This is a genomic window from Mycobacterium sp. P4_H6 (assembly GCF_056400845.1).
Genome location: NZ_JBFUKN010000001.1, coordinates 56,518 through 81,638, shown reverse-complemented (window position 1 = coordinate 81,638; position 25,121 = coordinate 56,518). Strand labels below are relative to the sequence as shown.

Annotated in this window: 28 protein-coding genes; 9 read left to right on the top strand and 19 right to left on the bottom strand. The window is 68.9% G+C overall.

Annotation, left to right across the window (positions count from 1 at the left end; translation table 11 throughout):
- Positions 1-17: 17 nt before the first annotated feature.
- Positions 18-473: a peroxiredoxin gene (locus AC1DTF_RS00350; RefSeq protein WP_477472688.1), complete on the top strand. Its 456-nt coding sequence runs from the start codon at positions 18-20 to the stop codon at positions 471-473.
- Here AC1DTF_RS00350 and AC1DTF_RS00345 read toward each other — a convergent pair.
- Complete coding sequence (locus AC1DTF_RS00345) at positions 460-2,097, bottom strand: 2-isopropylmalate synthase (RefSeq protein ID WP_477472687.1); 1,638 nt, start codon at positions 2,095-2,097, stop codon at positions 460-462. The genes AC1DTF_RS00350 and AC1DTF_RS00345 overlap by 14 nt on opposite strands.
- Before the next feature lie 194 nt (positions 2,098-2,291).
- Here AC1DTF_RS00345 and AC1DTF_RS00340 point away from each other — a divergent pair, with 194 nt between their 5' ends.
- Both AC1DTF_RS00340 and AC1DTF_RS00335 read left to right on the top strand, forming a co-directional pair.
- Positions 2,292-2,963, top strand: coding sequence for a FadR/GntR family transcriptional regulator (locus AC1DTF_RS00340; protein WP_477472603.1), 672 nt, complete (start codon positions 2,292-2,294; stop codon positions 2,961-2,963).
- On the top strand, positions 2,960-3,757 hold the full coding sequence (locus AC1DTF_RS00335) for an ABC transporter ATP-binding protein (protein WP_477472602.1): 798 nt from the start codon (positions 2,960-2,962) through the stop codon (positions 3,755-3,757). Before AC1DTF_RS00340 ends, AC1DTF_RS00335 begins: the two co-directional genes overlap by 4 nt.
- On the opposite strand, the gene AC1DTF_RS00330 is transcribed toward AC1DTF_RS00335, so the two are convergent.
- Genes AC1DTF_RS00330 through hisD form a run of 11 tightly spaced genes read right to left on the bottom strand, consistent with a single transcriptional unit; the run spans position 3,754 to position 14,004 of the window.
- Complete coding sequence (locus tag AC1DTF_RS00330; protein WP_477472601.1) at positions 3,754-4,749, bottom strand: hypothetical protein; 996 nt, start codon at positions 4,747-4,749, stop codon at positions 3,754-3,756. The genes AC1DTF_RS00335 and AC1DTF_RS00330 overlap by 4 nt on opposite strands.
- A complete protein-coding gene (locus AC1DTF_RS00325) occupies positions 4,739-6,409 on the bottom strand; it encodes an HsdM family class I SAM-dependent methyltransferase (RefSeq protein ID WP_477472600.1) in 1,671 nt (556 codons plus the stop codon). The genes AC1DTF_RS00330 and AC1DTF_RS00325 overlap by 11 nt, the downstream gene beginning before the upstream one ends.
- 31 nt (positions 6,410-6,440) lie before the next feature.
- A complete protein-coding gene (locus AC1DTF_RS00320) occupies positions 6,441-7,556 on the bottom strand; it encodes a CPBP family intramembrane glutamic endopeptidase (RefSeq protein WP_477472599.1) in 1,116 nt (371 codons plus the stop codon).
- A gap of 57 nt (positions 7,557-7,613) precedes the next feature.
- The gene (hisI, locus tag AC1DTF_RS00315; RefSeq protein ID WP_477472686.1) at positions 7,614-7,961 is read right to left on the bottom strand and encodes a phosphoribosyl-AMP cyclohydrolase; all 348 of its coding nucleotides are present in this window, start codon (positions 7,959-7,961) and stop codon (positions 7,614-7,616) included.
- Positions 7,961-8,734 carry an imidazole glycerol phosphate synthase subunit HisF gene (gene hisF, locus AC1DTF_RS00310; RefSeq protein WP_057165196.1) on the bottom strand — a complete coding sequence of 258 codons (774 nt, stop codon included), beginning with the start codon at positions 8,732-8,734 and terminating at the stop codon, positions 7,961-7,963. Before hisF ends, hisI begins: the two co-directional genes overlap by 1 nt.
- Position 8,735: 1 nt before the next feature.
- Entirely contained in the window at positions 8,736-9,548 is an 813-nt protein-coding gene (locus AC1DTF_RS00305) for an inositol monophosphatase family protein (protein ID WP_057165195.1), read from the bottom strand.
- Positions 9,548-10,282 (bottom strand): bifunctional 1-(5-phosphoribosyl)-5-((5-phosphoribosylamino)methylideneamino)imidazole-4-carboxamide isomerase/phosphoribosylanthranilate isomerase PriA, encoded by a 735-nt coding sequence (priA, locus tag AC1DTF_RS00300; protein WP_057165194.1) that lies wholly within the window; start codon positions 10,280-10,282, stop codon positions 9,548-9,550. The genes AC1DTF_RS00305 and priA overlap by 1 nt, the downstream gene beginning before the upstream one ends.
- A gap of 23 nt (positions 10,283-10,305) precedes the next feature.
- The gene (hisH, locus tag AC1DTF_RS00295) at positions 10,306-10,932 is read right to left on the bottom strand and encodes an imidazole glycerol phosphate synthase subunit HisH (protein WP_477472598.1); all 627 of its coding nucleotides are present in this window, start codon (positions 10,930-10,932) and stop codon (positions 10,306-10,308) included.
- 2 nt (positions 10,933-10,934) lie between these two features.
- On the bottom strand, positions 10,935-11,543 hold the full coding sequence (hisB, locus tag AC1DTF_RS00290; RefSeq protein ID WP_057165192.1) for an imidazoleglycerol-phosphate dehydratase HisB: 609 nt from the start codon (positions 11,541-11,543) through the stop codon (positions 10,935-10,937).
- Positions 11,540-12,694: a histidinol-phosphate transaminase gene (locus AC1DTF_RS00285; protein WP_477472597.1), complete on the bottom strand. Its 1,155-nt coding sequence runs from the start codon at positions 12,692-12,694 to the stop codon at positions 11,540-11,542. Before AC1DTF_RS00285 ends, hisB begins: the two co-directional genes overlap by 4 nt.
- Complete coding sequence (gene hisD, locus AC1DTF_RS00280; protein WP_057165190.1) at positions 12,691-14,004, bottom strand: histidinol dehydrogenase; 1,314 nt, start codon at positions 14,002-14,004, stop codon at positions 12,691-12,693. Before hisD ends, AC1DTF_RS00285 begins: the two co-directional genes overlap by 4 nt.
- Before the next feature lie 66 nt (positions 14,005-14,070).
- Here hisD and AC1DTF_RS00275 point away from each other — a divergent pair, with 66 nt between their 5' ends.
- Together AC1DTF_RS00275 and AC1DTF_RS00270 are read left to right on the top strand one after the other, a co-directional pair.
- Positions 14,071-14,493: a nitroreductase family deazaflavin-dependent oxidoreductase gene (locus AC1DTF_RS00275; RefSeq protein WP_477472596.1), complete on the top strand. Its 423-nt coding sequence runs from the start codon at positions 14,071-14,073 to the stop codon at positions 14,491-14,493.
- A gap of 33 nt (positions 14,494-14,526) precedes the next feature.
- Entirely contained in the window at positions 14,527-15,162 is a 636-nt protein-coding gene (locus AC1DTF_RS00270) for a LysE family transporter (RefSeq protein ID WP_477472595.1), read from the top strand.
- 16 nt (positions 15,163-15,178) lie between these two features.
- On the opposite strand, the gene nadC is transcribed toward AC1DTF_RS00270, so the two are convergent.
- The 3 genes from nadC to nadA are packed head-to-tail and all read right to left on the bottom strand — an operon-like array spanning position 15,179 to position 18,716.
- Positions 15,179-16,048: a carboxylating nicotinate-nucleotide diphosphorylase gene (gene nadC / locus AC1DTF_RS00265; protein ID WP_235570585.1), complete on the bottom strand. Its 870-nt coding sequence runs from the start codon at positions 16,046-16,048 to the stop codon at positions 15,179-15,181.
- 26 nt (positions 16,049-16,074) lie between these two features.
- Complete coding sequence (locus tag AC1DTF_RS00260) at positions 16,075-17,670, bottom strand: L-aspartate oxidase (protein WP_477472594.1); 1,596 nt, start codon at positions 17,668-17,670, stop codon at positions 16,075-16,077.
- Positions 17,667-18,716, bottom strand: coding sequence for a quinolinate synthase NadA (nadA, locus tag AC1DTF_RS00255; protein WP_057165186.1), 1,050 nt, complete (start codon positions 18,714-18,716; stop codon positions 17,667-17,669). The genes AC1DTF_RS00260 and nadA overlap by 4 nt, the downstream gene beginning before the upstream one ends.
- Before the next feature lie 48 nt (positions 18,717-18,764).
- On the opposite strand from nadA, the gene AC1DTF_RS00250 reads away from it, so the two are divergent.
- Positions 18,765-19,457, top strand: coding sequence for an NUDIX hydrolase (locus AC1DTF_RS00250; RefSeq protein WP_477472593.1), 693 nt, complete (start codon positions 18,765-18,767; stop codon positions 19,455-19,457).
- 43 nt (positions 19,458-19,500) lie between these two features.
- A complete protein-coding gene (locus AC1DTF_RS00245; RefSeq protein WP_477472592.1) occupies positions 19,501-20,853 on the top strand; it encodes a lipase family protein in 1,353 nt (450 codons plus the stop codon).
- 15 nt (positions 20,854-20,868) lie between these two features.
- Here AC1DTF_RS00245 and AC1DTF_RS00240 read toward each other — a convergent pair whose 3' ends face one another.
- The 4 genes from AC1DTF_RS00240 to bioB all read right to left on the bottom strand — a co-directional run bounded on the left by AC1DTF_RS00240 (position 20,869) and on the right by bioB (position 23,797).
- Complete coding sequence (locus tag AC1DTF_RS00240; protein WP_477472591.1) at positions 20,869-21,780, bottom strand: ATP-grasp fold amidoligase family protein; 912 nt, start codon at positions 21,778-21,780, stop codon at positions 20,869-20,871.
- Positions 21,781-21,877: 97 nt separating this feature from the next.
- The gene (locus AC1DTF_RS00235) at positions 21,878-22,531 is read right to left on the bottom strand and encodes a DUF2567 domain-containing protein (RefSeq protein ID WP_477472590.1); all 654 of its coding nucleotides are present in this window, start codon (positions 22,529-22,531) and stop codon (positions 21,878-21,880) included.
- On the bottom strand, positions 22,528-22,776 hold the full coding sequence (bsaP, locus tag AC1DTF_RS00230; protein ID WP_156408995.1) for a biotin synthase auxiliary protein BsaP: 249 nt from the start codon (positions 22,774-22,776) through the stop codon (positions 22,528-22,530). The genes AC1DTF_RS00235 and bsaP overlap by 4 nt, the downstream gene beginning before the upstream one ends.
- Positions 22,777-22,801: 25 nt before the next feature.
- A complete protein-coding gene (gene bioB / locus AC1DTF_RS00225; RefSeq protein ID WP_477472589.1) occupies positions 22,802-23,797 on the bottom strand; it encodes a biotin synthase BioB in 996 nt (331 codons plus the stop codon).
- An 80-nt stretch (positions 23,798-23,877) separates the two neighbouring features.
- Here bioB and AC1DTF_RS00220 point away from each other — a divergent pair, with 80 nt between their 5' ends.
- Both AC1DTF_RS00220 and AC1DTF_RS00215 read left to right on the top strand, forming a co-directional pair.
- On the top strand, positions 23,878-24,483 hold the full coding sequence (locus AC1DTF_RS00220) for a TetR/AcrR family transcriptional regulator C-terminal domain-containing protein (protein WP_057165179.1): 606 nt from the start codon (positions 23,878-23,880) through the stop codon (positions 24,481-24,483).
- A 190-nt stretch (positions 24,484-24,673) separates the two neighbouring features.
- Complete coding sequence (locus AC1DTF_RS00215; protein ID WP_477472588.1) at positions 24,674-25,120, top strand: molybdopterin-dependent oxidoreductase; 447 nt, start codon at positions 24,674-24,676, stop codon at positions 25,118-25,120.
- Position 25,121: the final 1 nt, after the last annotated feature.

Below are 25,121 nucleotides of genomic sequence, written 5' to 3'. Positions count from 1 at the left end.
GGGCAGCCGTGACGCTAATCAAGACCGGTGACCGCGTGGCCGAGTTCGAACTGCCCGACCAGACCGGCACCAGGCGCAGCCTGTCCGCGCTGCTCACCGACGGACCGGTGGTGCTGTTCTTCTACCCCGCCGCGATGACACCCGGTTGCACCAAGGAGGCCTGCCACTTCCGTGACCTGGCCGCCGAGTTCGCCGCCGTGGGCGCATCCCGGGTGGGTATCAGCACCGACGCGGTGGAGAAGCAGGCCAAGTTCGCCGATCAGCAGCGTTTCGACTACCCGCTGCTCTCGGACGCCGACGGGAAGATCGCCACCGAGTTCGGGGTCAAGCGTGGTCTGCTCGGCAAGCTGATGCCGGTCAAGCGGACGACGTTCGTGATCGACACCGACCGCACCGTGCTCGAGGTCATCTCCAGCGAGTTCAGCATGGACACCCACGCCGACAAGGCGCTCGAGGTGCTCAGGGCGCGTTGACCGCCCGCAGCACCGCCGCCATCGAGGCGCCCAGCACCGAATCGCTGCGCCCGCACGCCCACCCGGACCGCGCCTCCAGATAGGTGATGGCGGTGGCGCCGATCGACTGCTGGGTCAGGCCGAGGATCTCCACCGGATGCCCGGCCGCGGCCAGCGCCCGGACGAGCGCCTCGACGGGTCCGATGTCGCGGTGCGAGCTGGTGTGGACGCCCCCGTCGACGATGAGGCTGATCTCGGTGACCTCGTCGCTGCCGGTGTGCCAGCCCTTCAGCTGCACCGGACCTTCGGAGCTCAGGTAGGTCGCCTCGAACAGCTCGTACAGTTCGGCCGCGCCGATCTCGGCGCCGCTGTCGTCGGTGTGCGCCTGCACGCGCCGGGCGAAGTCGATCTGCAGCCGCCGCGGCAGTTCCAGCCCGTGGTCGGCGTGCAGCAGATAGGCGATGCCGCCTTTGCCGGACTGTGAATTGACCCGGATCACCGCGTCGTAGGTACGGCCGATATCGGCCGGGTCGATGGGCAGATACGGTACCCGCCAGTCGATTTCGTTCTCCGCTCGACCGGCCCCGGCGGCCCGGTCGCGATGCTCGGCCAGCCCCTTCTTGATGGCGTCCTGGTGTGTGCCGGAGAACGCGGTGTGCACCAGATCGCCCACGTAGGGGTGCCGTTCGTGAATCGGCATCCGGGTGCAGTGCGCGACGGTGCGGGCGATCGCGTCGATATCGGAGAAGTCGATCTTCGGGTCCACCCCCTGGGCGTACAGATTGAGTGCCAGGGTGGCGATGTCGACGTTGCCGGTGCGTTCGCCGTTGCCGAACACGCAGCCCTCCACCCGCTGGGCGCCGGCCAGCACCGCCAGTTCGGCGCAGGCGACCCCGGTGCCGCGGTCGTTGTGCAGGTGCACCGACAGGATGACGCTGTCGCGGCGGGCGATATTGCGGTGCATGTATTCGATCTGATCGGCGTAGACGTTCGGGGTGGCCACTTCGACGGTGGCCGGCAGGTTCAGGATCACCGGTCGCTGCGGTGTCGCATCCCACAGACCGGTCATGGCATCGCAGATCTCCAGCACATAGTCGGGTTCGGTGAGGTTGAAGACCTCCGGGGAGAACTCGAACCGGATGTTGGGCCGGTCGCCGGCGAATTCGAGCACATCGCGGCCGCCGGCGGTGATCAGCTCACGCAGGTCGTCGCGGTCCTTGCCCAGCACCGTGTTCCGCCACACCGGCGCGGTGGCGGTGTACAGGTGGATGACCACGTCATTGCCGATACCGCGCACAGACTGCAGGGTGCGTTCGATGAGGTCGCGCCGGGCCGGGGTGAAGACCACGATGGTGACATCGGCCGGCGCGATGTCGGATCCGGCGATGAGCCGGACGAAGTCATAGTCGGTCTGCGACGCCGACGGGTAACCGACCTCGATCTCCTTGTAGCCCATGCTCACCAGCAGTTCGAAGAACCGCCTCTTGCGGGCGGGATCCATCGGTTCGGCCAGTGCCTGATTGCCGTCGCGCAGGTCCACCGGCACCCACAGCGGCGCCTCGGTGAGCCGGGCATCGGGCCAGTGGCGTTGTCGCAGAGGCACTTCCACCCGGTCGTAGACGCCGGCGTATCGGTGCCACGGCATCGGTGAGCGTTGTTGACGATTCCAGTTCACGATTGCTTCCCATTCGGTCGATGAAAATCCGACCGGCACGACGTGGCCCCACGACAGGGGGCCGGTCGGTCAGGCCCTGCCGAGGCGGCGAAGGAGAAGCTGGCGCGTCATGATGGCTAGACTGTACCTCAACTCCTCAGACAAGTAGAGAGGTTGGGGTCACGATGGCCGCTCAGGTCCAACGCCACCCGCTGGCGGCCCAGGCCGCGGAACTGCTGCTGACCCGCATCCGCGACGGCGAGTGGCCGCTCGGGCACCGAATCCCCGGCGAGACCACGCTGGCCGCCCAACTCGGCGTCGGACGCTCCACCCTGCGTGAAGCCATCCGCGAACTCGCCGGCCGGGGGGTCCTGGAAAGCCGGCAGGGTGCGGGGGTGTTCGTCACCGCAGTAGATGCCACCGAGGACTGGGATGCCGTGCTGCGGCRCACCACGATCGCCGCGGTCATCGAGGCCCGCATCGCCATCGAGGCCGAGGCTGCGGCGCTGGCCGCCACCCGCCGCACCCCCGCGGACCTGCGCGACATCCGGCGCACGCTGGCCGCCCGCGGCGTCCGGGGTCAGTCGGTGCCCGCACACGTGGACGCCGATATGGCGTTTCACCGCGCGGTGATCGCCGCCGCGCACAACGACGTGCTCTCCGGACTCTTCGATGCCTTCCTGCCGCGACTGCGCACCGCCATGATCGACATGCTCAAGATCGCACCGGTGGCCAGCGAAGCCGCTGACCACGCCTGTCACCAGGAACTGGCCGCCGCCATCGCCGCCCGATCCCCCGCTGCGGCGGCCGCGGCCAGCCGCACCCACCTGAGCGCACTCAAGGAGTCCTTCTCATGACCCCCGTCCTGGAGATCACCGATGTCACCTTCCGTCGCGACGGCAAGCAGATCATCGACGGCATCTCGTTGACGGTGCAGGCCGGCGAACATTGGGCGCTGCTGGGACCCAACGGCGCCGGTAAGAGCACGCTGCTGGGTTTCTGTGCGGCGGTGACGTTTCCGAGCAGCGGCACCGTGCGCATCCTGGGCGGCCAGATGGGGCGCACCGACCTGTCCGTGTTGCGCCGATCCATCGGGCACGTCAATCCGCGGCACCGGCTGCAATACCCGCTGACGGTGCGCGAGGTGGTGCTCACCGGATTCACTGCCACCGTCGACACCGCGGCACGCTGGACCCCCAGCCCCGAGCAGGTGCGCCGGGCCGATGAACTGATCGACACCGTCGGACTGTCGGCGCGCGCCGACGCCACCTGGCCGACACTGTCGCAGGGCGAGCGCGGACGGTCGTTGATCGCGCGCGCCCTGATCGCCGAACCGCAGCTGCTGCTTCTCGACGAACCCAGCACCGGCCTGGATGTGGCCGCCCGCGAGCAACTGTTGGAAACCATTGACACCCTGGATGTCACACATCCCGAGATGGCGTCGATCCTGGTGACCCATCACCTGGAGGAACTGCCCACCAGCACCACCCATGCGCTGCTGATCGGTGAGGGCCGCACGGTGGCCATCGGACCGGCGCGGAGCACCGTCACCACCGAGCATGTCAGCGACGCGTTCCGGCATCCGGTGACGGTGGGTTTCGCCGACGGCCGGTGGAGCGCACGGGCGAAAGCCAGCTCGCGGATGATCTAACCGACCGGCGCCTGGTCGCGGCGGCGGCGCGCCTCCCGGTGTCGGGTCACCGGCGAGGTGTCGATGACACGGTTGGCCATGATGGCCAGGAACCTGGCCGGCTGCAGTTGCGGTGGCACCACATCGTGGCGGATCGCGATGTCGGGCAGCGCCGCGAGCGCCTCGTCGACCGCGGCGGTGGCCACGTCGACGATCTCGAAAAGCATTTCCGATTCTGCCTTTTCGACGCTGTCCACCTCGTCCTCGGGGGACTCGACGCCCTCGGCCTCGTAATCGATCATGACCAGTGCGGTGGCGTGATAGGCGTCGTCCTCGGTGCCCAGCTTGCCCAGCAGGTCGATCAGCCATTCGGCCTTGTCCGGTTCGGAGGTCAGGATGGTCGACCGCAGCCCGTAGACGAAACCCAGCGCCGCCAGCGGGTGGCGCAGCCGCAGGTTCTTGGCGTCTCCGTAGCTCTCCTCGACGCGGTTGGCGGCGTTCTTGCCGAAGCTGGAATCCATCCGCTTGGTGCTGATCAACAACTCCGGTCCGGTATCCCAGTCCGACATGACCACGTCGACCTGCTTCATGTAGTGCTTGCCGAGCACGCTGGCACTGGAACCGACGGTGCCCTTCATGGAGCGCCCGAGCCGCGCCTCGATGAGCTGACGTTCCCGCTGCGGCAGCGCCTCGAGCAGACTGGCGATCGCGCCCGGCATGATGCGCGGGTCGGTGGGCCGCGGCCACACCGCATCCGGTTCGAAGCCGGCGCGGCGCAGCTCGTAGGACATCCACACGTCCAGGGCCAGCGCGGGCACCCCGGTGGTCGACGGCGCGTCCAGATACAGCGGCACCCCGAGCAGTTTGCGCAGCACCTTGAAGTCGGGACGGAAGGTCAGCGTGTCGGCGACCCGCAGCCACGGGTTGGTGTGCACCCCGGCGGGCGCGGCGTCGGCGACGATCCGGTCGAAGATGGCCCACGCGGTGGCTTTGGTGGAAGGCTCAGCGGGCACGCCGCGACCTTACCGCCCTTCTGGAGGCCAGCGAATGGCGCGCGGCCTGAACCGATTCCAGGTCGGTGTCCAGGTCCAGCGCTTCGTCGATGACGCCGACGGCATCGAGCAGCCTGCCGCGGGCCAGCAGCGCGGCCACGGTGCGCCGGGCGGCCCGCAGTTCGGTGGCGCGGGGGGCGATCAGCTCCGGGGCGGGCACCAGCCAGCGATCCGCTTCGCGCGGTTCGATTTTCAGCACACCGCCGCCGTAGGCACGGCCCACCATCTCCGCGTGCAGCACGGTCACCGAGTTCAGTGCGGCCAGCGGCAACAGATCGCGGCCCAGTGCGGCCACCTCGTCGCGCAGGTACACCCCGTGCACCGAATTGAGGTGATGCGCGGCGGCCCGGTTGGTGACCAACCGAGGGGTGTCCGCATTCATGCACGTCAGTAACAGGTCGGCGGGTTTCACCAGCGGCACCTGGTACCAGGGCGTGCGGACCCGGCATTTGTAGGCGAGGTGCACCCCGGCGGCATGGCCGGCCTCGACGTAACGCTGCGCCGGGGCCGAGAGCCGCCCGGTGGGCCGGAACAGGTGCACCGAACGTCCGTCGGCACCCAGCGCCGCGAGCTGGTTCGTCGACAAGGTCAGCCCGCGCAGGTGCGCGCTTCCCGGCGGGGACAGGCTGAGCAGATCGGACGGGCGCAGCCCGAGCTCGGCCACCCGGGCCGGGGACAGCGCGAAGAAACCGTTGTTGCCGGTCACCATGCCCAGCGTGGTGTCACCCCAGTCTTCGAGCGTGCTGAACCGGCCATCGTCGTGCAGGCCGTGCAGAATCTCGACGGGCCGGTTGCCGATGAGGCCGCTGACCCACTTGTCTGCCGGATCGACCGGAGACCAATGCCGTTGCACCAGTTCGGAAGTCAGAGATTCGGCATTGCGGGCCCGGTGGATGACGGCATGCCCGGACGGTCCCGCCCCGAAACCGTCGGCCAGCAGCAGCACCACATCGGCCTCGGCCCCCGGGAAGACCTGCTCGTCGAACATCACCAGTTCCACGCTGGCGAACCGGTCGAACAGGAACTTGCGCACCGCGGCGGCGTAATTGACGCTGAGCAGCTCGGCGGGCAGCACCAGCGCCATCCGCCCGCCGGGACGCAGGAACAACGCGGCGTGCACGGTGAAGGCAGCCCAGCTGGAGGCCAGCGCGGACAACGTGACGCCGGCCTTGAGCGCCGCGCGCCGGGACTGGGCCCGCTGGGTCCCGCGGAAATCCTGATAACGGATATAGGGCGGGTTGCCCAGCACCGCCGAATAGGTGGGTTTGGGCGGGATGTCGAAGAAGTCCGCGGTGCGGACCCGTGCCCTGCCACCGGCCTCGGCCACCCGGCGCCGCGCGGTCGCGACGCTGGCAGGATGGATCTCCACACCGTCGAGATCCGGGTGGTCGGCGCCCAGGCGGCGTAACCGCTCGGTGGCCGCGACCAGGAAGGCGGCATCACCGGCCGACGGTTCGAACACCGCGTCCTCGGGTGAGCGCACCGCCCAGTCGGCCAGGTACCGGGTGATCTGCGGAGGGGTGAAGAACGCACCACGCGCCTTGCGGGTGGCGGCGGTATCGATCGCCGGGTCGTTCTGCACCCGGTCATTGTGGACGACGGCACCGACAACTCGGCGCATGACCACGCCATGGCGGTCACCGAGTGCGGTATCAGCTGCTCACGGTCGCCTCGGAGACCGGGCCGCGCACTTGAGGTTCCAGCAGCGGCCGGCGCGCGAACCGCTCGAACCAGATCCGCCGCACCGCCAGGATGAAAAAGCTCAGTGTGCCGATCAGCAGCAGTGCCAGCACCCCCACGACCGCGATGGCGAGGTAGCCGCCCACCAGCTGCTCACCCGGACGCGGGTTCGGCACGAGCAACAGCGCCGACACGACCGTCATGACGTTCTGCAGTCCGTGCGCGAGTATCACCGGCCAGAGCCTGCGGGTGCAGTACACCAGGAAGAGGCTGAACCCGGACCAGATTGTGCACCAGAGGATTACGACTCCCACGGCGGCGGCAGTGTCGGCTCCGGCGCCCGCCGCGTAATAGAGATGGATACCGGCGCGTGCCAGCGAGCTCAACCAGAGCGCTGCCAGAAAGTTCGGCAATGTCAGCCGCGGCCACAACAGCACTGCCGCACCGACGAACACCGGCTCCTCGGCGACACCCGCCAAGCCGACCTCGACGGCCGTGAGGAACCACTGCTCGGCGCCCTGCGCACCGAGCGGGTAATCCACGTCGGGCACCTCGAGTACCCCGATCAACGTGTGCTTGGTGAGATTGGCGGCGATCAACACCACCAGGAAGGCCAGCGCCGCCGCACAGCCCAGGCTCAGACCGCGCCACCAACCACGAAAGCCCGCCCTGGCCGGCACCGGCTCGTCGCGCGACACCCACGTTCTGATCACGAAGAAGGTCCACACCGCCAGCGCCGGACCGCCGAAGACCATCACCATCAGGTCCCAGAGACGCATCGGCGGAGGCGAATACGGCGCACCCGCGGTCAGCTCGTCGAGCGCGACGAACACCCAGGCCGCCTGGGTGGCCGTGAACGCGCACAGGTAGGCGCTCACCCGGGTCCAATTGTTCAGCGGCTGTCGCCGCAGCACCAGCACGATCAGCACTGCGGCGGCAAAGGCCGCCAGCACGATCACCGGAACGCTGAACCGCTGCGGAAAGCCCCGCATCGACAGGGCGGTCAAGGCCGTGGCCGCACCCCACCAGGCGGCCAGCGCGGCCGGCGCGGTGAGAATCGCATCCCTACGAGGCGTCGATTCGGACATGACCCATTGTCGAGGTGCGACGGATCAGGCCATGGAGTACCGCGGTACTCGACTTTCCTACTTTTCGGACGGCAGCAGCAGGTCGGCGTCGAAGCAGCTGTGATCACCGGTGTGGCAGGCTCCGCCGACCTGATCGACCACGAGCAGGATGCTGTCGCCGTCGCAGTCCAGCCGGACCGAATGCACGTGCTGGGTGTGCCCGGAGGTGGCGCCCTTGATCCACTGTTCGCCACGCGAACGCGAGAAGTAGGTCGCCTCGCGGGTTTCCAGGGTCCGGGCCAGCGCGTCGTCGTCCATCCAGGCGACCATCAGCACATCGCCGCTGCCGTGTTCCTGCACCACCGCGGTGAACAGACCGGCCTCGTTGCGTTTCAGGCGGGCCGAGATGGCGGGGTCAAGTGACATCATCGGACCTCTATCCCGTCGGCGGCCATGGCGGCCTTCACCTCGCCGATGGTGAGCTCACCGAAGTGGAACACGCTGGCGGCCAGCACCGCATCGGCCCCGGCCTGCACGGCCGGTGCGAAATCGCCCACCGCGCCCGCGCCGCCGCTGGCGATCACCGGCACGGTGACCGCGGCGCGGACCGCGTGCAGCATCGGCAGATCGAAACCGGCCTTGGTGCCGTCGGCGTCCATCGAGTTCAGCAGGATCTCTCCCACCCCGAGTTCGGCTCCGCGGCGGGCCCATTCGACGGCATCGATCCCGGTGCCGCGACGGCCGCCGTGGGTGGTGACCTCCCAGCCCGACGGGGTCGGTTCGGACCCGGCGGGGACCGTGCGGGCATCCACGCTCAGCACGATGCACTGGGAACCGAACTGCCTGGAGAGCTCGGCCAGCAGTCCCGGTCGCGCGATCGCGGCGGTGTTCACCGACACCTTGTCGGCACCGGCGCGCAGCAAGGTGTCCACATCGGCCACCGAGCGCACCCCGCCGCCGACGGTGAGCGGGATGAACACCTGCTCGGCGGTGCGGCGCACCACCTCGAGCATGGTGGAGCGTCCCGCCGAGGAGGCGGTGACGTCCAGGAAGGTCAGCTCATCGGCGCCCGCGGCGTCATAGGCGGCCGCCAGCTCGACGGGATCGCCCGCATCCCTGAGGTTCTCGAAATTCACGCCTTTGACGACGCGGCCGTCATCGACGTCCAGGCACGGAATGACCCTGACCGCCACACCCATCTCAGTAATCCTCCGGGGAACCCGCGGCGGCCACCAGTGCCAGAATCTGCTCGTGGATGCCCGGCGCGCCGGCCAGCGCCGACTTCGATTCGGCCGTCCACGGTTGCCCGGCCAGATCGGTGACGATGCCGCCGGCGGCGCGCACCAGCGCCACCCCGGCCGCGTGATCCCAGATGTGGTGCCCGAAGCTGATCGCGCCGCCGAGCACTCCGGCGGCGACGTAGGCCAGGTCGACGCCGGTGGCGCCGTGCATGCGCACCCGGGACGAAACCCGGCTCAGGTTGGCCAGCACCTCGGCCCGGTAGCGGCCGGGGAACCGGCCACGTGAGTCGATGTTGTAGGTCTGGATGCCGACGATCGAGTCGGTCAGGGTGGACTGCTTCAGGGCGGGAAGCTCGGTTCCGTTGTCCCGCACGGGCCCACCGGCCGCCGCGATGTAGCGGTTGCCGGTGAACGGCAGCCAGGTCAGCCCGCCGACCGGCTCACCGTCGGCAAGCAGGCCGAGCAGGATGGCGGCCATCGGCGAACCCGCGGCGTAGTTGAAGGTGCCGTCGATCGGGTCGAGCACCCACACCAGCTCGGAATCGATGGGGGCTCCGCCGAACTCCTCGCCGTGCACCCCGATACCGGTCTGTTCGGTGAGGGCCGCCACCACGCGTCGTTCGATGGCCAGATCCACTTCGGTCGCGAAATCGTTGCCCTGCTTGCGGACTGCGGAATCGGCCCGGTGTCCGTCGATGAACGCCGCCGACACGTCGTCGAGGACTTCTGCGGCGGTCGCGAGCAGAGCGGCGAGCTTCCCGGGCTCGACCATCAGCCGCTGACCGCGCTGAGCGCCTCGGGCAGCGTGAACCGCCCGGCGTACAGCGCCTTCCCGACGATGGCTCCCTCGACGCCCCGGTCGGTCAGGGTGGCGATGGCCCGCAGGTCGTCCAGGCTGGACACCCCGCCGGAGGCGATCACCGGTGCGTCGGTGCGCTCGGTCACCGAGGCCAGCAGTTCCAGGTTCGGCCCGTTGAGGGTGCCGTCCTTGGTGACGTCGGTGACCACGAAGCGCGAGCAGCCTTCGCCGACAAGACGTTCCAGCACCGGCCAGAGGTCACCGCCATCGGTCTCCCAGCCGCGGCCACGCAGCCGGTAGTCGCCGTTCTCCAGCTTCACGTCCAGCCCGACGGCCACCTTGTCGCCGTGCTCGGCGATCGCTGCGGCGCACCACTGCGGGTTCTCCAGGGCCGCGGTGCCGAGGTTGACCCGCCGGCATCCGGTGGCCAGCGCGGCCTTCAGCGTCTCGTCGTCACGGATACCGCCGGACAGCTCCACCGCGACATCGAGTTGCCCGACCACGTCGGCGAGCAGTTCGCGGTTGGAACCGCGCCCGAACGCGGCGTCCAGATCGACCAGATGGATCCATTCGGCACCGTCGCGCTGCCAGCCCAGCGCGGCGTCCAGGGCGGAGCCGTACTCGGTTTCACTGCCGGCGACGCCTTGAACCAGGCGTACGGCGCGGCCCTCGACGACGTCGACGGCGGGAAGAAGAATTAGGGACACGTGCGGTTACCTTACTTGCCTCGTCAGCCGAGGCTCTCGACCCAATTGCGCAGCAGCGCCGCACCGGCGTCGCCGCTCTTCTCGGGGTGGAACTGGGTGGCCGCCAGCGGCCCGTTCTCCACCGCGGCCAGGAACGGCACCTGGTGCGTCGCCCAGGTCAGCCGCGCATCGGCGTCACCCTCCCAGGTCTGCGCCGCGTAGGAATGCACGAAGTAGAACCGGGTGTCGGCGTCGAGACCACGGAACAGGGTGCTCTCGGCGGGTGCGTCGACGACGTTCCAGCCCATGTGCGGAATGACCGGCGCATCGAGCCGGGTCACCGCACCCGGCCACTGGGCGCAGCCGTCGGTCTGGACACCGAACTCGACCCCGCGGGTGAACAGGATCTGCATCCCGACGCAGACGCCCAGCACCGGGCGTCCCGCCGCGAGGCGCTTGGCGATGATCTGCTCGCCACCGATATCGCGCAGGCCCGTCATGCAGGCCTCGTAGGCCCCGACACCGGGGACCACCAGACCGTCGGCCTCGAACGCCGCGGATGCGTCCGCGGTGACCTCGACATCGGCACCGGTGCGCTCCAGGGCGCGCTGCGCCGAACGCAAATTGCCGGATCCGTAGTCCAGCACGACAACTTTTCGCGAACCGTCCACGTCTACAGGGTGCCTTTGGTGGACGGCACCCCGGATACCCGCGGATCGAATTCCACGGCCTGGCGCAGCGCGCGAGCCACGGCCTTGTACTCGGCCTCGGTGATGTGGTGCGGATCGCGGCCGTAGAGGGTGCGCACGTGCAGCGCGATGCGAGCGTTGTAGGCCAGCGATTCGAAGACGTGCCGGTTGATCACGGTGTGGTACGGGGTGCTGGATCCGGCAATGGTGAACTCCACCATGTAATCCGGTTCGCCGGTGTGCACGAAGTAGGGCCGGCCGGAGACGTCGACGGCGGCGTGCGCCAGCGTCTCGTCCATCGGGATGTAGGCATCGCCGAACCGCCGGATGCCCTTCTTGTCCCCCAGCGCCTGACCGAGGGCTTGCCCCAGCACGATCGCGGTGTCCTCGACGGTGTGGTGTCCCTCGATCTCGACGTCACCGCGCGCCTGCACGCTGAGATCGAAACTGGCGTGGCTGCCCAGCGCGGTCAGCATGTGATCGAAGAACGGCACGCCGGTGTCGATGTCGACCTTGCCGGTGCCGTCGAGGTCGATCTCCACGACGATGTCGGACTCCCTGGTCTTGCGTTCGACTTTCGCGCGGCGGGTCATGAGGCTCCTTGGATGTGGGCTGTGCTGGTCGAGACGGTACCGAGGACGCCGGACTCGGCGATCTTGGCGCTGACGTCGAGCAGCAGATCGTTCTCGTCGATCAGGCCGATGGTGGTGCGCAGGTATCCGGGGATGCCGACATCGCGGATCAGCACCCCGGCGTCCAGGTAGCTCTGCCAGACCGCGGGCGCATCGTCGAATCCGCCGAACAGTACGAAGTTGGCATCGCTGGGGATGACCCGGAAACCCAGGCCGGTCAACGCCGCGGCGACGCGTTCACGCTCGGCGATCAGGGTGGCGACGCTGCCCAGGGTGTCATCGGCGTGCCGCAGCGCCGCCCGGGCGGCGGCCTGGGTCAGCACCGAGAGGTGATAGGGCAGCCGGACCAGCAGCAGGGCGTCGATGACCGCGGGATCGGCGATCAGGTAGCCCAGCCGGCCGCCGGCGAAGGCGAAGGCCTTGCTCATGGTGCGGGTGACGATGAGCTTGGCCGGGTAGTCGGCGACCAGCTGCACCGCGCTGGGCTGCGAGGAGAACTCGCCGTAGGCCTCATCGACGATCACCACGCCGGTCGCGGCGTCGAGCACCCGGCGCAGATCGTCGAGTGAGACGCTCTGTCCCGATGGGTTGTTCGGGCTGGCCAGAAACACCACATCGGGTGACTCGGCCGCCACCGCGGTGACCGCGGCATCGGTGTCCAGACCGAAATCTCCGGCGCGGGAGGCTTCCAGCCACGACGTCTGGGTGCCGTCGGAGATGATCGGGTGCATCGAGTAGGACGGCACGAACCCCATGGCACTGCGGCCGGGCCCGCCGAAGGCCTGCAGGATCTGCTGCAGGATTTCGTTGGAACCGTTTGCGGCCCAGACATTCTCGACGGTGACCTCGACACCGGTCTGGCCCGTCAGGTAAGTGGCGAGGTCGGTCCGCAGCGCGACGGCGTCCCGGTCGGGATACCGGTGCAGATCGGACGCGGCGTCACGGACCGACTCGGCCACATCGTCGATGAGGGCCTGGGTGGGCGGGTGCGGGTTCTCGTTGGTGTTGAGCCGCACCGGCACCGACAGTTGCGGCGCACCGTACGGTGTCTTGCCGCGCAGGTTCTCCCGCAACGGCAGGTCGTCGAGCGTGATCTTCGAGATGGTGCTCACCTTTCGAACCGACGTCGGACAGCTTCGCCGTGCGCCGGCAGGTTCTCCGCCTTGGACAGCGTGATCACATGACCGGCAACATCTTTGAGTGCGGCCTCGTCGTACTCGACGACATGGATACCGCGCAGGAAGGTCTGCACCGACAGCCCGCTGGAATGGCGCGCACACCCGGCGGTGGGCAGCACGTGGTTGGAACCGGCGCAGTAGTCACCGAGGCTGACCGGCGACCAGGCGCCGACGAAGATCGCGCCCGCCGAACGAATCCGGCCGGCGACCGCGGAGGCGTCCTCGGTCTGGATCTCCAGGTGTTCGGCCGCGTAGGCGTTGACGACCTTGATTCCGGCGTCCACATCGTCCACCAGCACGATCGCGGACTGCCTGCCGGTCAGCGCGACGGTGACCCGCTCGCGGTGCGTGGTGGTCTCGAGCTGCGCGACCACCTCGCGGTCGGAGGCATCAGCGAGTGCGACGCTGTCGGTGACCAGCACGCTGGCGGCCATCTCGTCGTGTTCGGCCTGGCTGATGAGATCGGCGGCGATGTGCCTGGGATCGGCGGTGTGATCGGCCAGGATGGCGATCTCGGTGGGACCGGCCTCGGCGTCGATGCCCACCTGGGAGCGGCAGATGCGCTTGGCGGCGGTCACGTAGATGTTGCCGGGCCCGGTGATCATGTCCACCGGGGCAAGTTCGGCCCCGTCCGTGTCGGTGCCGCCATAGGCCAGCAGGGCGACCGCCTGGGCACCGCCGACGGCCCACACCTCGTCGACGCCCAGCAGTGCGGCGGCGGCCAGGATGGTCGGGTGCGGCAGGCCACCGAACTGGGCCTGCGGCGGGCTCGCGATCACCAGGGACTCGACCCCGGCGGTCTGGGCCGGCACCACGTTCATGACGACGCTGGAGGGATAGACGGCGTTGCCGCCGGGTACGTACAGTCCGACCCGCTCGACCGGCACCCAGCGCTCGGTGACGGTCGCGCCCGGGGCCAGCGTCGTGGTGGTGTCGGTGCGGCGCTGATCCGCGTGCACGATCCGGGTCCGGTCGATCGCGACCTCGAGGGCGGCGCGCACGTCGGGGTCCAGCTCCGCCAGCGCGGCCTGCAGTTTCTCGCCTGATACCCGCACCGTCGCGGGACGCACACCGTCGAACGTCTCGCCGTACTCCAGCGCTGCGACGGCACCGCGCTCGGCGATGTCGTCGACGATCGGACGGACCTTCGGGACCACCGAGTCCACATCGACACCGCCGCGCGGCAGCGTCGTCCGCAACCGGGCTGCGGACAGGTCCGCGCCCCGCAGATCGATGCGGGTCATGAGGGATCGTGGTGACGTCACGGGTCTATTGTCCCAGAGCAGGCCAAATCGAATTCGGGAGCCATCATGTCCGCGTCACCGTCACGTAAAGAGCACCCCAACAACGCCTCCGGCGTGCCGATGCTGGTGCCGCCGGCGCTGGAGAGTTTCCAGATCAAGTACATCAACCCGCTGATGACGCCGATCAGCAAGAAGCTGCCCGGCCTCAGTGTGATCACGCACACCGGGCGGACCTCGGGGAAGCGGTACGAAACCCCCGTCACGTCCTACCGCAAGGGCAACACCCTGGCCATCGGACTGATCCACGGCAAGACGAACTGGGTGAAGAACGTCCTGGCGGCAGGGCAGGCCGACATCCGGGTGTCGGGGAACGATCTGCACCTGGTGAACCCGCGGGTCCTGCCCGCCGGGACGGTGGATCGGTCGCTGCCGTTCATCGCACGTCTCATGGCCCGCAAGTCCGGCGTGTTCGTCGCCGATATCGCCTGAATTCCGGTTGACCGGACCTGCCACACTTTTCCCATGACCTGGCAGGTGTGGCTGGCTTTCCTCGGTGCGGCGATCGTGATCAGCGTGGCGCCGGGCCCCGGCGCGGTGCAGTCGATGGCCACCGGGATGACCGAGGGGTTGCGGCGCGGCTGGTGGAGCGTGTTCGGCCTGGAGATCGGCCTGATGCTGCAGCTGGCACTGGTCGCGGCCGGCGTCGGTGCGATCGTCGCGGCGTCGGCGCTGGCCTTCACCGTGATCAAGTGGCTCGGGGTGGGCTACCTGGCGTACCTGGCGATCCGTCAGTGGCGTACCGCCCCGCGCGACCTGCGCGAACAACTCGGTTCTTCGACCGGCAGCAGCCGCCGCGGCCTGGTCGCGCGCGGATTCCTGGTCAATGCCACCAACCCCAAGGGACTGGTGTTCTTCCTGGCGGCACTGCCGCAGTTCGTGGTGCCGTCCGCGCCGCTGCTGCCGCAGTACCTGGCCATCGGGCTGACGATGATCGTCGTCGACATCGTGGTGATGGGCTTCTACACCGGGCTGGCCGGACGGCTGATGAACTGGCTGCACAACGCTCGGCAGCAGACCATCCTGAACCGTGTCATCGCCGCGATGTTCGCGGCCGCGGCCGTGGTGCTCTCGCTGGTGCGTCGCGGCGCAACCGCCTGAGCGGGGCTTATCCGCCTCAGGTGTCCAGGCCGATATCGAGCACCCGCACCGAGTGCGTCAGCGCCCCTACGGCCAGGTAGTCCACGCCGGTGCCGGCGTAGTCGGCCGCCGATTCCAGTGACAGTCCGCCCGAGGATTCGAGCAGGGTCGCGGGTGCGCGGGTGTCGCGGCGCTGCACCGCGATCTGGGTCTGCCACACCGGGAAGTTGTCCAGCAGAATCAGTTCCACCCCGGCGCCCAGCACATCATCGAGTTGCTCCAGTGAATCGACCTCGACCTCGCAGGGCAGGTCCGGCGCGGCGGTCCGCACGGCGTGCAGGGCGGCCAGCACCGAGCCGGCCGCCGCGACATGGTTGTCCTTGATCAGCGCGGCATCACCGAGCCCCATCCGGTGGTTCACCCCGCCGCCGACCCGGACCGCGTACTTCTGCAGGAATCGCAACCCGGCCAACGTCTTGCGGGTGTCCCGGATCTTAGCTCCGGTGCCCTCGACGGCATCCACCCAGTGCGCCGTCGCGGTCGCGATACCGGACAGATGGCAGACCAGGTTGAGCATGGTGCGCTCGGCGGTGAGCAGTCCCTGCGCGGGCGCGGTGACGCGCAGCAGCGACTGACCGGCCTCCAGCCGGGCACCGTCCTGCACCCGGTCCAGCACGGTGTAGCCATCGGCGCCCAGCACCTCGTCGAGCACCAGCAGGGCCAGGTCGACACCGGCGATGACGCCGGGTTCGCGGGTCGCCATCGAGGCGGTCGTGGTGGCGTCGGCGGGCACTGTCGCCAGGGTGGTGACATCCGGCCCGTAGCGCAGATCCTCTTCCAGAGCGCGGGCGACGACGGCCCTGGCCTCGACGAGTTCGGCTGCCGACAGTCCTGTCGTGGTGGTCACCTGCGCTCCTTCGGTCATGTGCGTCATCAGCCGGCCCCGACCGGGGCGGCGACGGCGGGGGCACCGGCGGCATCGGTGCGCACCGAGATGCTGACCGCCTGTTCGGTATCGGTTTCGGGATGGTCACCGCGGTGATGGCAGCCGCGTGATTCGGTACGCGCGAGCGCGGCCGCGGCGATGGCGCGTGCCGTCATGGTGAGCGCGGCGTCCTCGGCGGTGCCGCGGTCGGCGACGGCACGCTGTGGCGCGTCCGCCAGCATCGCGGTCAGCTGGTGCAGGCCATCGGCGTCGCGCACCACCGAGGCGTGCCGGCTCATGGCGTGCTGCAGCGCATCTCGCGCGAGCACGGGCAGTCGCACCGCGGCCGGTGCGGCCGCTGTGGTCGGTCCGGACTCCTGGGAGTGCATCGAGGCGGCACGCCCGGCCCGGCCGCCGACGACGAGGCCTTCGAGCAAGCTGTTGGACGCCAACCGGTTTGCGCCGTGCATACCGGTGCGCGCGACCTCACCGGCGGCGAAGAGCCCGGCCAGTTCGGTACGCCCGTGCACATCGGTGCGCACCCCGCCGCAGCTGTAGTGCGCGCCGGGCACCACCGGGATCGGCCGTGCCGCCGGGTCCACGCCGGCGGCCAGACACGCCGCGGTGACGGTGGGGAAACGTCGGCGCACATCGTCGATACCGGTGGCATCGAGGTACACGCAGGGGTCGCCGGTCTCCCGCAGTCGTGCGTCGATCGCGGCCGCGACCACATCACGCGGTGCCAGGTCCCCCAGCGGGTGCACCCCGGCGGTGATCGAATTGCCCTGGCGGTCCACCAGAACGGCACCCTCACCGCGCAGCGCCTCGGAGATCAACGGGCGGCGCCCGCCGGCCGGCCCGGTGTACAACATCGTGGGATGGAACTGGACGAACTCGATATCGGTGACGCTCAGCCCGGCCTGCAGCGCGAGCGCGACACCGTCGCCGGTGGATCCGTCGGGATTGGTGGTGGCGGCGTAGAGATGGCCGAGCCCACCGGTGGCCAGGATGACCGACGGCGCATGCACGATGCCCGGCCCGTCACCGCTGTGCACCAGCACGCCGGTCACCTGGTCGCCGTCGTGACAGACCTGTAGGGCGACGTGGTTGCGCCGGATATCCAGGTGGGTGGCAGCGTGATCGAGCGCGCGCTGCACTTCCGCACCGGTGGCGTCCCCGCCGGCGTGGATGATCCGGCGCCGGCTGTGCCCGCCCTCGCGGGTCAGCGACCAGTGCCCCGGTGTGGACTCGTCGAATCGGGCCCCGGCATCGACGAGGTCGGACACCGCCAGGTAGCCGTCGGCGACGATGGAACGCACGGCGTCCACATCGCACAGACCACCACCGGCCGCCAAGGTGTCGGCGACATGCGCCTCCACGGAATCTCCGCCCTCGCGGAAGGAATCGGGCAGGACGACGGCGATACCGCCCTGGGCATAGAACGTGGCGGTCTCGGCAATCTTGGAGAGCACCACGACCTTGCGGCCCTCTCGGACCGCGGCCAGCGCGGCCACCAGTCCGGCGACACCGGTGCCGATGACCACGACGTCAGCGCGCTGCTGCCAGTACCCGGCTCCCCCACAGGATGCCGAGACGGCGGTCATTCCCCGCCGCCGGGCTGCCCGATCTCGATCATGCGCTGCACACTGGCCTGCGCCAGCTCGGCAGTCTCCAGGTCGACGTGCACCTCGTCGGCGCCTTCGACCAGGCAGCGCAGCAGCGCGGCCGGGGTGATCATCTTCATGTACCCGCAGGAGGCCCGGTCGTTGACCGCGAGGAACTCGACATCGGGTGCGGCGCGGCGCAACTGGTGCAGCATGCCGACCTCGGTGGCCACCAGCACCTGGCGGGCGTTGGTCTCGCGGGCGGCGTCGAGCATGCCACCGGTGGACAGGATCTTCACCCGGTCCTCCGGGACTGCTCCCTCACCCGCGAGGTACAGAGCCGATGTGGCGCAACCGCATTCGGGGTGCACGAACAGCTCGGCGTCCGGATGTGCACGGGCCTGGTCGGCGAGCTCGTCACCGTTGATCCCGGCGTGCACGTGGCATTCGCCGGCCCAGATGTGCAGGTTCTTGCGGCCGGTGACGCGCCGGACGTGGGCGCCGAGGAACTGGTCCGGGCAGAACAACACGGTGCGGTCCTCGGGGATCGAGGCGACCACCTCGACCGCGTTGGACGAGGTGCAGCAGATGTCGGTGAGCGCCTTCACCGCGGCGGTGGTGTTCACGTAGGACACCACGACGGCGTCGGGGAACTCGTCCTTCCACTCGCGGAGCTGGTCGGCGGTGATCGAGTCGGCCAGTGAGCAGCCGGCGCGCTGATCCGGGATCAGCACCGTTTTCGCGGGCGCCAGGATCTTGGCGGTCTCGGCCATGAAGTGCACACCGCAGAACACGATGGTGTCCTCGGAGGCCTCGGCCGCGATGCGGGACAGCGCCAGCGAATCGCCCACGTGGTCGGCGACGTCCTGGATGGCGGGCAACTGGTAGTTGTGCGCGAGCAGCGTGGCGTTGCGCAGGTTCGCCAGCCGGCGGACCTCGGCCGCCCACTGGCCGTCGCCCACCACACCGGCGTAGCCGCCGGGGCCGTCGACGATGCGTGCGGCGAGAACGCTGTCGTGCGCTGCAGTGCGATCCAGGACCGTCATGGCAGTCTCCTTTGTGCCAATGGAGGTTTTCGACTTACAATCGAAAACATGCCATATCGTAGCACCGACCACGAGGTGCTCGCCGTCGTCCTCCAGGTTCGTCAACTGTCCACCAAAAACCCGCAGCTCAGCGTGTTGCTGTGGGAACGGGCCATGGATCCGGAGCGCGGCGCCTGGGCGCTGCCCGGCGGACAGCTGCGACACGACGAAGACATGATCAGTTCGGTCAGGCGTCAACTCGCCGAGAAGGTCGACCTGCGCGAGCTGACACATCTCGAGCAGTTGGCGGTGTTCTCCGACCCGCACCGGGTACCGGGTCCGCGCACCATCGCCTCCACCTTCCTGGGGCTGGTGCCCTCCCCCGCCACCCCGGAGCTGCCACCGGACACCCGCTGGCACCCGGTGTCCGCCCTGCCACCGATGGCCTTCGACCACGGCACCATGGTGGCCAACGCGTGCTCTCGGTTGATCGCCAAACTGTCCTACACCAACATCGGATTTGCCTTGGCGCCCAAAGAGTTTGCGCTGTCAGCGCTGCGCGACATCTACAGTGYCGCGCTCGGGCACCCGGTCGATGCGACCAATCTGCAGCGCGTGCTGGAGCGGCGCAACGTCATCACCAGGACCGGGACCACCGCACGCTCGGGGCGCAGCGGGGGCCGGCCCGCGGCGCTGTACCGGTTCACCGAATCCCGCTACCGGGTCACCGACGAATTTGCCGCTTTACGCCCGCCGGGGTGAGTCGGGCTGGCTTCTTAGACCCTTCTTAGGCAACAATGCCCGGATGGACTTTGGCAGCACTGCGGCCGCGCCCGACGCCGAATGGATCGGAGCCGTCCCGCACGAGGCGCTGGACCGCTCCGCGCGCCCACAGCTGCCCAAGGATGATCCGTTCTACCTCGCCCCGGCCGGCTTCCAGCACGCCACCCCGGGCACCGTGCTGCGCAGCCGGGACGTCGAACTGGCCTTTCTCGGACTGATCCCCCAGCAGGTGCGCGCGGTACAGCTGCTGTATCGGACCACGGATATGAACGGCAACCCCGAAGCGGCCGCCACCACCGTGGTCATGCCCGCCGAACGGGGACCGGAGCGCATCTGTCCGCTGGTCTCCTACCAGTGCGCCATCGATGCCATCTCATCGCGCTGCTTCCCGTCCTATGCGCTGCGCCGGCATGCGGTGGCACCCGGCTCGGTGCCGCAGTTCGAGATGCTGCTCGTCGCCGCGGCCGTCGCCGAGGGCTGGGCGGTGTCCGTCCCCGACCACGAAGGCGTCAACGGCAGCTGGGGCACCCCGTACGAACCCGGCTACCGCGTGCTCGACGGGGTGCGTGCGGCCCTGGGCTCCGAGCAACTGACGCTGTCGGACAAGGCGCCCATCGGGTTGTGGGGCTATTCCGGTGGCGGTCTGGCCAGCGCATGGGCCGCCGAGATGAGCGGCACCTACGCCCCCGAACTCAACATCGTCGGCGCCGTCCTGGGTTCGCCGGTCGGCGATCTGGGGCGCACCTTCCGCAAGCTCAACGGCACCTTCGCCTCGGCGTTGCCCGCGTTGGTGGTCGCCGCTCTCGCCGACGTCTACCCGGGACTTCAGCGGATCATCGCCGAGCACGTCAGCGAGAACGGCCGGGCCCTGCTGGACCGGTTGCACCACATGACCACCGTCGAAGCCATCGTGCGGCTGTGGCGCACCGATATGGGCGACATGCTCGATCAGCCGCTGGAGCAGATCCTCTCGACTCCCGAGGTGCAGCACGTCTTCGCCGATATCAAGCTCGGTGTCGCGGTGCCCACCCCGCCAGTGCTCATCATCCAGGCCGTGCACGACGAGATCATCTCCGTCGACGGGATCGACGAGCTCGCCGAAACCTATGCTTCCGGCGGCGCCCACGTCACCTACCATCGCGACGCGTTCAGCGAGCATCTGCTGCTGCACCCGATGTCGGCGCCGATGGCGCTGCGCTGGCTCTCCGATCGCTTCGCCGGGCGCCCGCTCGGCGAGCACCTGGCCCGCACCAAGTGGCCGACCATGTTCAACCCGTCGACCTACAAGGGAATGGCACGGCTGGCCGTGATCACCGCCAAGGTGCTGACGGGGCGCACGGTGCATCGCCTGCCGCTGTCGGTGCTCGACCGCTGAACGGCGCGGCCAGGCTCAGGGCCGGCCGCGCTGCACGTCCTCCAGCGACGGCAGTTTCCACTGCAGGCCCTGCTCCAGGTCGAAGCTCATCGGCTTGTAGCGCAGCAGACCGCTGCCCGGGTACGGGGTGTATTCGCCGAACCACACCTCACCGTCGACGGCGTACAGGTCGACGCGGATGAAGTCCCAGCCGGAACCGAGGGTGCTCGCGATCTCCATCATCTTGTCCAGTTCGGCGGGCCGCTGCTCATCGGCCACCGGCTGAATCCGCCAGCGCACCGGCAGTTGCCGCCAGTCGGCGTCCAGGAAGGTGGCCGTCTGGTGCTTGCCGAACCGGCCCCGATTGACCTGGATCAGCTCGATACGGCCGTCGAAGACGAAGAATTTGTAGTCGACCGGCGCCTGGCCGTCCGGCGTCGGGATGCGCTCCTCCAGGAGCAGGTGCGGGCGGGCTTCGCTGTAACCCCACTCGCCGAGTTCCAGCGGTGTCTCGTCGAACCAGGTGCTGGTCTGCTGCAGCAGACCGGCCAGATCCGTCTGCGGATCGGGCCCGAACAGCGCGCGCCCACTGCTGGCATTGGGCTTGAGCACCCACGGTGGAAGCGACGCCAGATCGGGGGCGTCACGCAGGTCCGTGCCGGACCAATAGGTGGCCGGGATACGCAGATCGGGACTCGGGTAGGCCTCCCGGGCCATGTCCTTCATCCACATCTTGTCGCACGCCTTGATGATCCGGTCCCGCCGGTCGTTGAAGATCCGCCAGTTCACCTTCTCGTTGAAGGTCTTCGGGTCGGTGAAGTTGCCGCGTTTGCGGATCATCGACAGGTACAGAAACTGCCGCATGGTGGTGACCGGAATCCTGTCGACCATCTTGCGGCGGGAGGCCTGCAGCCACGCGGGCGTCGTCTTGTACTCCAGCATCGGCATAGCTGACCTCACTCACCCGTAATTATCGCAGCAGCCATTTTGCTGTGACGCAGCTGTGCGCGCGTCAATCTACCGGTGTGAGCACGATCTGTGGGGGCTACGTCTGCGCGGGACCGGCAACCTCGGTGGCCGGTTCCGCGGCCACCGGAATAGGCGGGTACACCCCGGCGTATTCCACCGGTGGCCAGGCGCCGAGGTCATCACGAGAGGTCGAGGCGGTCATCAGCGCGTAGGTCAGGGCGGCCACCGCGGCGGGCAACAGGATGCCCGCGGCGATCACCAACGGTCCGTGCCCGAAGAACACCGCAGGTGCTTCGCTCACGTAGTGCACCCGATTGGCCTCGGAGACCGGCGCGGCATCCACATCGATGCTGCCGTAGCGCCAGTGCACCAGGGCCGCACCGACACCGGCGGCGGCACCGGCGGCGGCGGCCATACCGGCGGCAAGCGCGGCCACCTGAACCGGACCGCGGTGTGCCCGCCACTGCCACACCAGGACGGTCGCGACGACGGCGAGCACCCCGAGCAGACCGACCTGGAGAAACGCGCCGAGGAAGAAATGGTCGGAGTCATTGCCCAGGTAGGCCCGCACCCGGTCGCCGGCCCGGGTCAACGCGACGACGCCCTGGATAGGGGGCGCCAGCCAGGCCCACAGGGCACCGACCACCGCGCCGGCGGCGAGCAGACCCAGGAACACCCGGACGGCCGCGGTGCGCCTGGAAACAGCAGGTGCACCAACAGAATTCGTCATCGCTGGGTGTCCAGATCGGTGGAATCCACCTGACCGTGCCGCGAACACTTCGCCCACCACCCCGTCGGGCGGACCTGGACGATCATCCGGCGGCCGCATTCGGCGCAGAACCGCGGCGGCTCCAGCCCGAGCTGAGCGGCGGTGGGGATGACCGTGCCCGCCGCGGCCCCCAGCTCGGCACCGGTATAGACGTTGTAGACACCGGCGCCCACAGGCGCGGGCAGGGCCGGCAACTCGCTGATCATCACACTGTCAGTCTTACCGCGCGCGCTACAGCGTCGCGTTCAGGGCCTTGATCGGCATCTGCAGATCGTCGAGCAGCTCCAGGTCCGCCTCGGCCGGACGGCCCAGCGTGGTGAGGTAGTTGCCGACGATCACGGCGTTGATACCGCCCAGGATGCCCTTCTTGGCGCCCAGGTCGCCGAGGGTGATCTCGCGCCCGCCGGCGAACCGCAGCATGGTGCGCGGCAGCGCGAGCCGGAACGCCGCCACGGCTCGCAGCGCGTCGGCGGCCGGCAGCACCTCCAGGTCACCGAAGGGGGTGCCCGGGCGCGGGTTCAGGAAGTTCAGCGGCACCTCGTGGGGGTCCAGCTCGGCCAGGTTGGCGGCGAACTCGGCGCGCTGCTCCAACGTTTCGCCCATGCCCAGGATGCCGCCGCAGCAGACCTCCATACCGGCCTCGCGGACCATGCGCAAGGTCTCCCAGCGCTCTTCCCAGGAGTGGGTGGTCACGACGTTGGTGAAGAAGGAGCGCGCCGTCTCCAGGTTGTGGTTGTAGCGGTGCACGCCCATGTCGGCCAGCCGCTGCACCTGCTCCTCGGTGAGCATGCCCAGCGAGCACGCGATCTGGATGTCGACCTCGTTGCGGATGGCTTCGATGCCCGCGGCGACCTGCGACAGCAGCCGCTCATCCGGTCCGCGCACCGCGGCGACGATGCAGAACTCGGTGGCACCGGTCTTGGCGGTCTGCTTGGCGGCCTCCACGAGGCTCGGGATGTCGAGCCAGGCACTGCGCACCGGTGAGGCGAAAAGGCCTGACTGCGAGCAGAAGTGGCAGTCTTCGGGGCAGCCGCCGGTCTTCAGGCTGATGATGCCCTCGACCTCGACGTCGGGACCGCACCACTTCATCCGGACATCGTGCGCAAGCTCCAGCAGAGCGTCGAGCTGATCATCGGGCAGCTGCAGCACCTGCAGGGTCTGGTCCTGATCGAGGCCGACGCCGCGTTCCAAGACCTGCTCGCGCGCCTGAACCAGAATGTCCGTCACCGGTACGTCTCCCTACCTGTCCGTGCAGTGCCGACCACCGGAGCGCTCGACTTGAACACCGTTCAGGTTAGGCTACCTCCGTGCAGCTGCACAAACGTGACCTCGTCGACGCCGCCACGGCGATCCTGGACAACTTCGGGATCGCCGATCTGACCATGCGCCGGCTCGCCCGCGAACTCAGCGTCAGCCCCGGTGCGCTGTACTGGCATTTCGCCAACAAGCAGCAGCTGCTCGGCGCGGTGGCCGACCGGATTCTGCAGCCCACCCTGCAACCGGCGCCGACCGGAAGCTGGCGCGAGCAGATCTCCGGGGACTGCCAGCGCCTGCGGGATGCGCTGCTGTCGCACACCGATGGTGCCGAACTGGTCTCGGCCAGCTTCGCCGCCGGACAGTCCGAGGCGATGACCCAGGTGGTCGAGCGGCTGTCGGCGGCGGCGGCCGAATCCGGCGTCGAGGGTCTGCATTCCGCGCTGGCGGCTCGCACCGTCGTCTACTACGTGCTGGGATTCACCGTCGATGAGCAGTCCCGGCTGCAGTGGGACGCCGCGGGCGCCGATCTGCCGGAAAGCCAATCGGCGCTCGCCGAGGACGCCGGCCGGCGTTTCGCGTTCGGGCTCGGCCTGCTCGTCGACGGTATGGCGGTGCACAGTGCCACCGGCCACCCAAGCTCACACCCCGCAAAATAGCCAGTACGGGTGACCCAATGCGCCACTTCGCGCAGAGCCGGTTCCCGAGCATGGCAAAATGGCCTCGTCAGTGAGGGGTTCATGGATGTGCCGGTCGGATGCGCGGGCGTGGGTGATCGTCGCCTGGGTGTTCGCTGTAGCCGCCCTGAGTGGATGTTCACCGGAGGTGACGAACCTAGCCGCCGAGGTCGTGACCGTTCACAACGCGCAGGTCGCCCCCGGTCAACCGATAGCCACTGCCGGCAAGCCGGTCCTGTCCGTCTACGACGGTTCGGACCGCACCGTGTTCGACCTGGCCGGACTGGAGAAGCTGGGTACCGCGCGGTCGCGACTCTACGAGCCCTACGTCAAGCAGAACATCACGTTCGAGGGCGTCCCCGCCCAGAATCTCGCGACCTATCTGGCTCTGGACCGAGCCGACCGCATCGACGTGGTGGCTCTGGACGGGCTGGAACTGACCATCGGCGTCGGCGACCTGCTGGACTCCAAGGCCTTGTTCGCCACCCGCACCGACGGGCAGGAGATCCCGATAGCCGACGGCGGCCCCACCCGCCTCGTCTTCCCCGGTGACCCGTTGGCCTCCGATCTGAACCAGTGGATCTGGAGCCTCGCGACCGTGACGATCCTGCGTGCCTGAC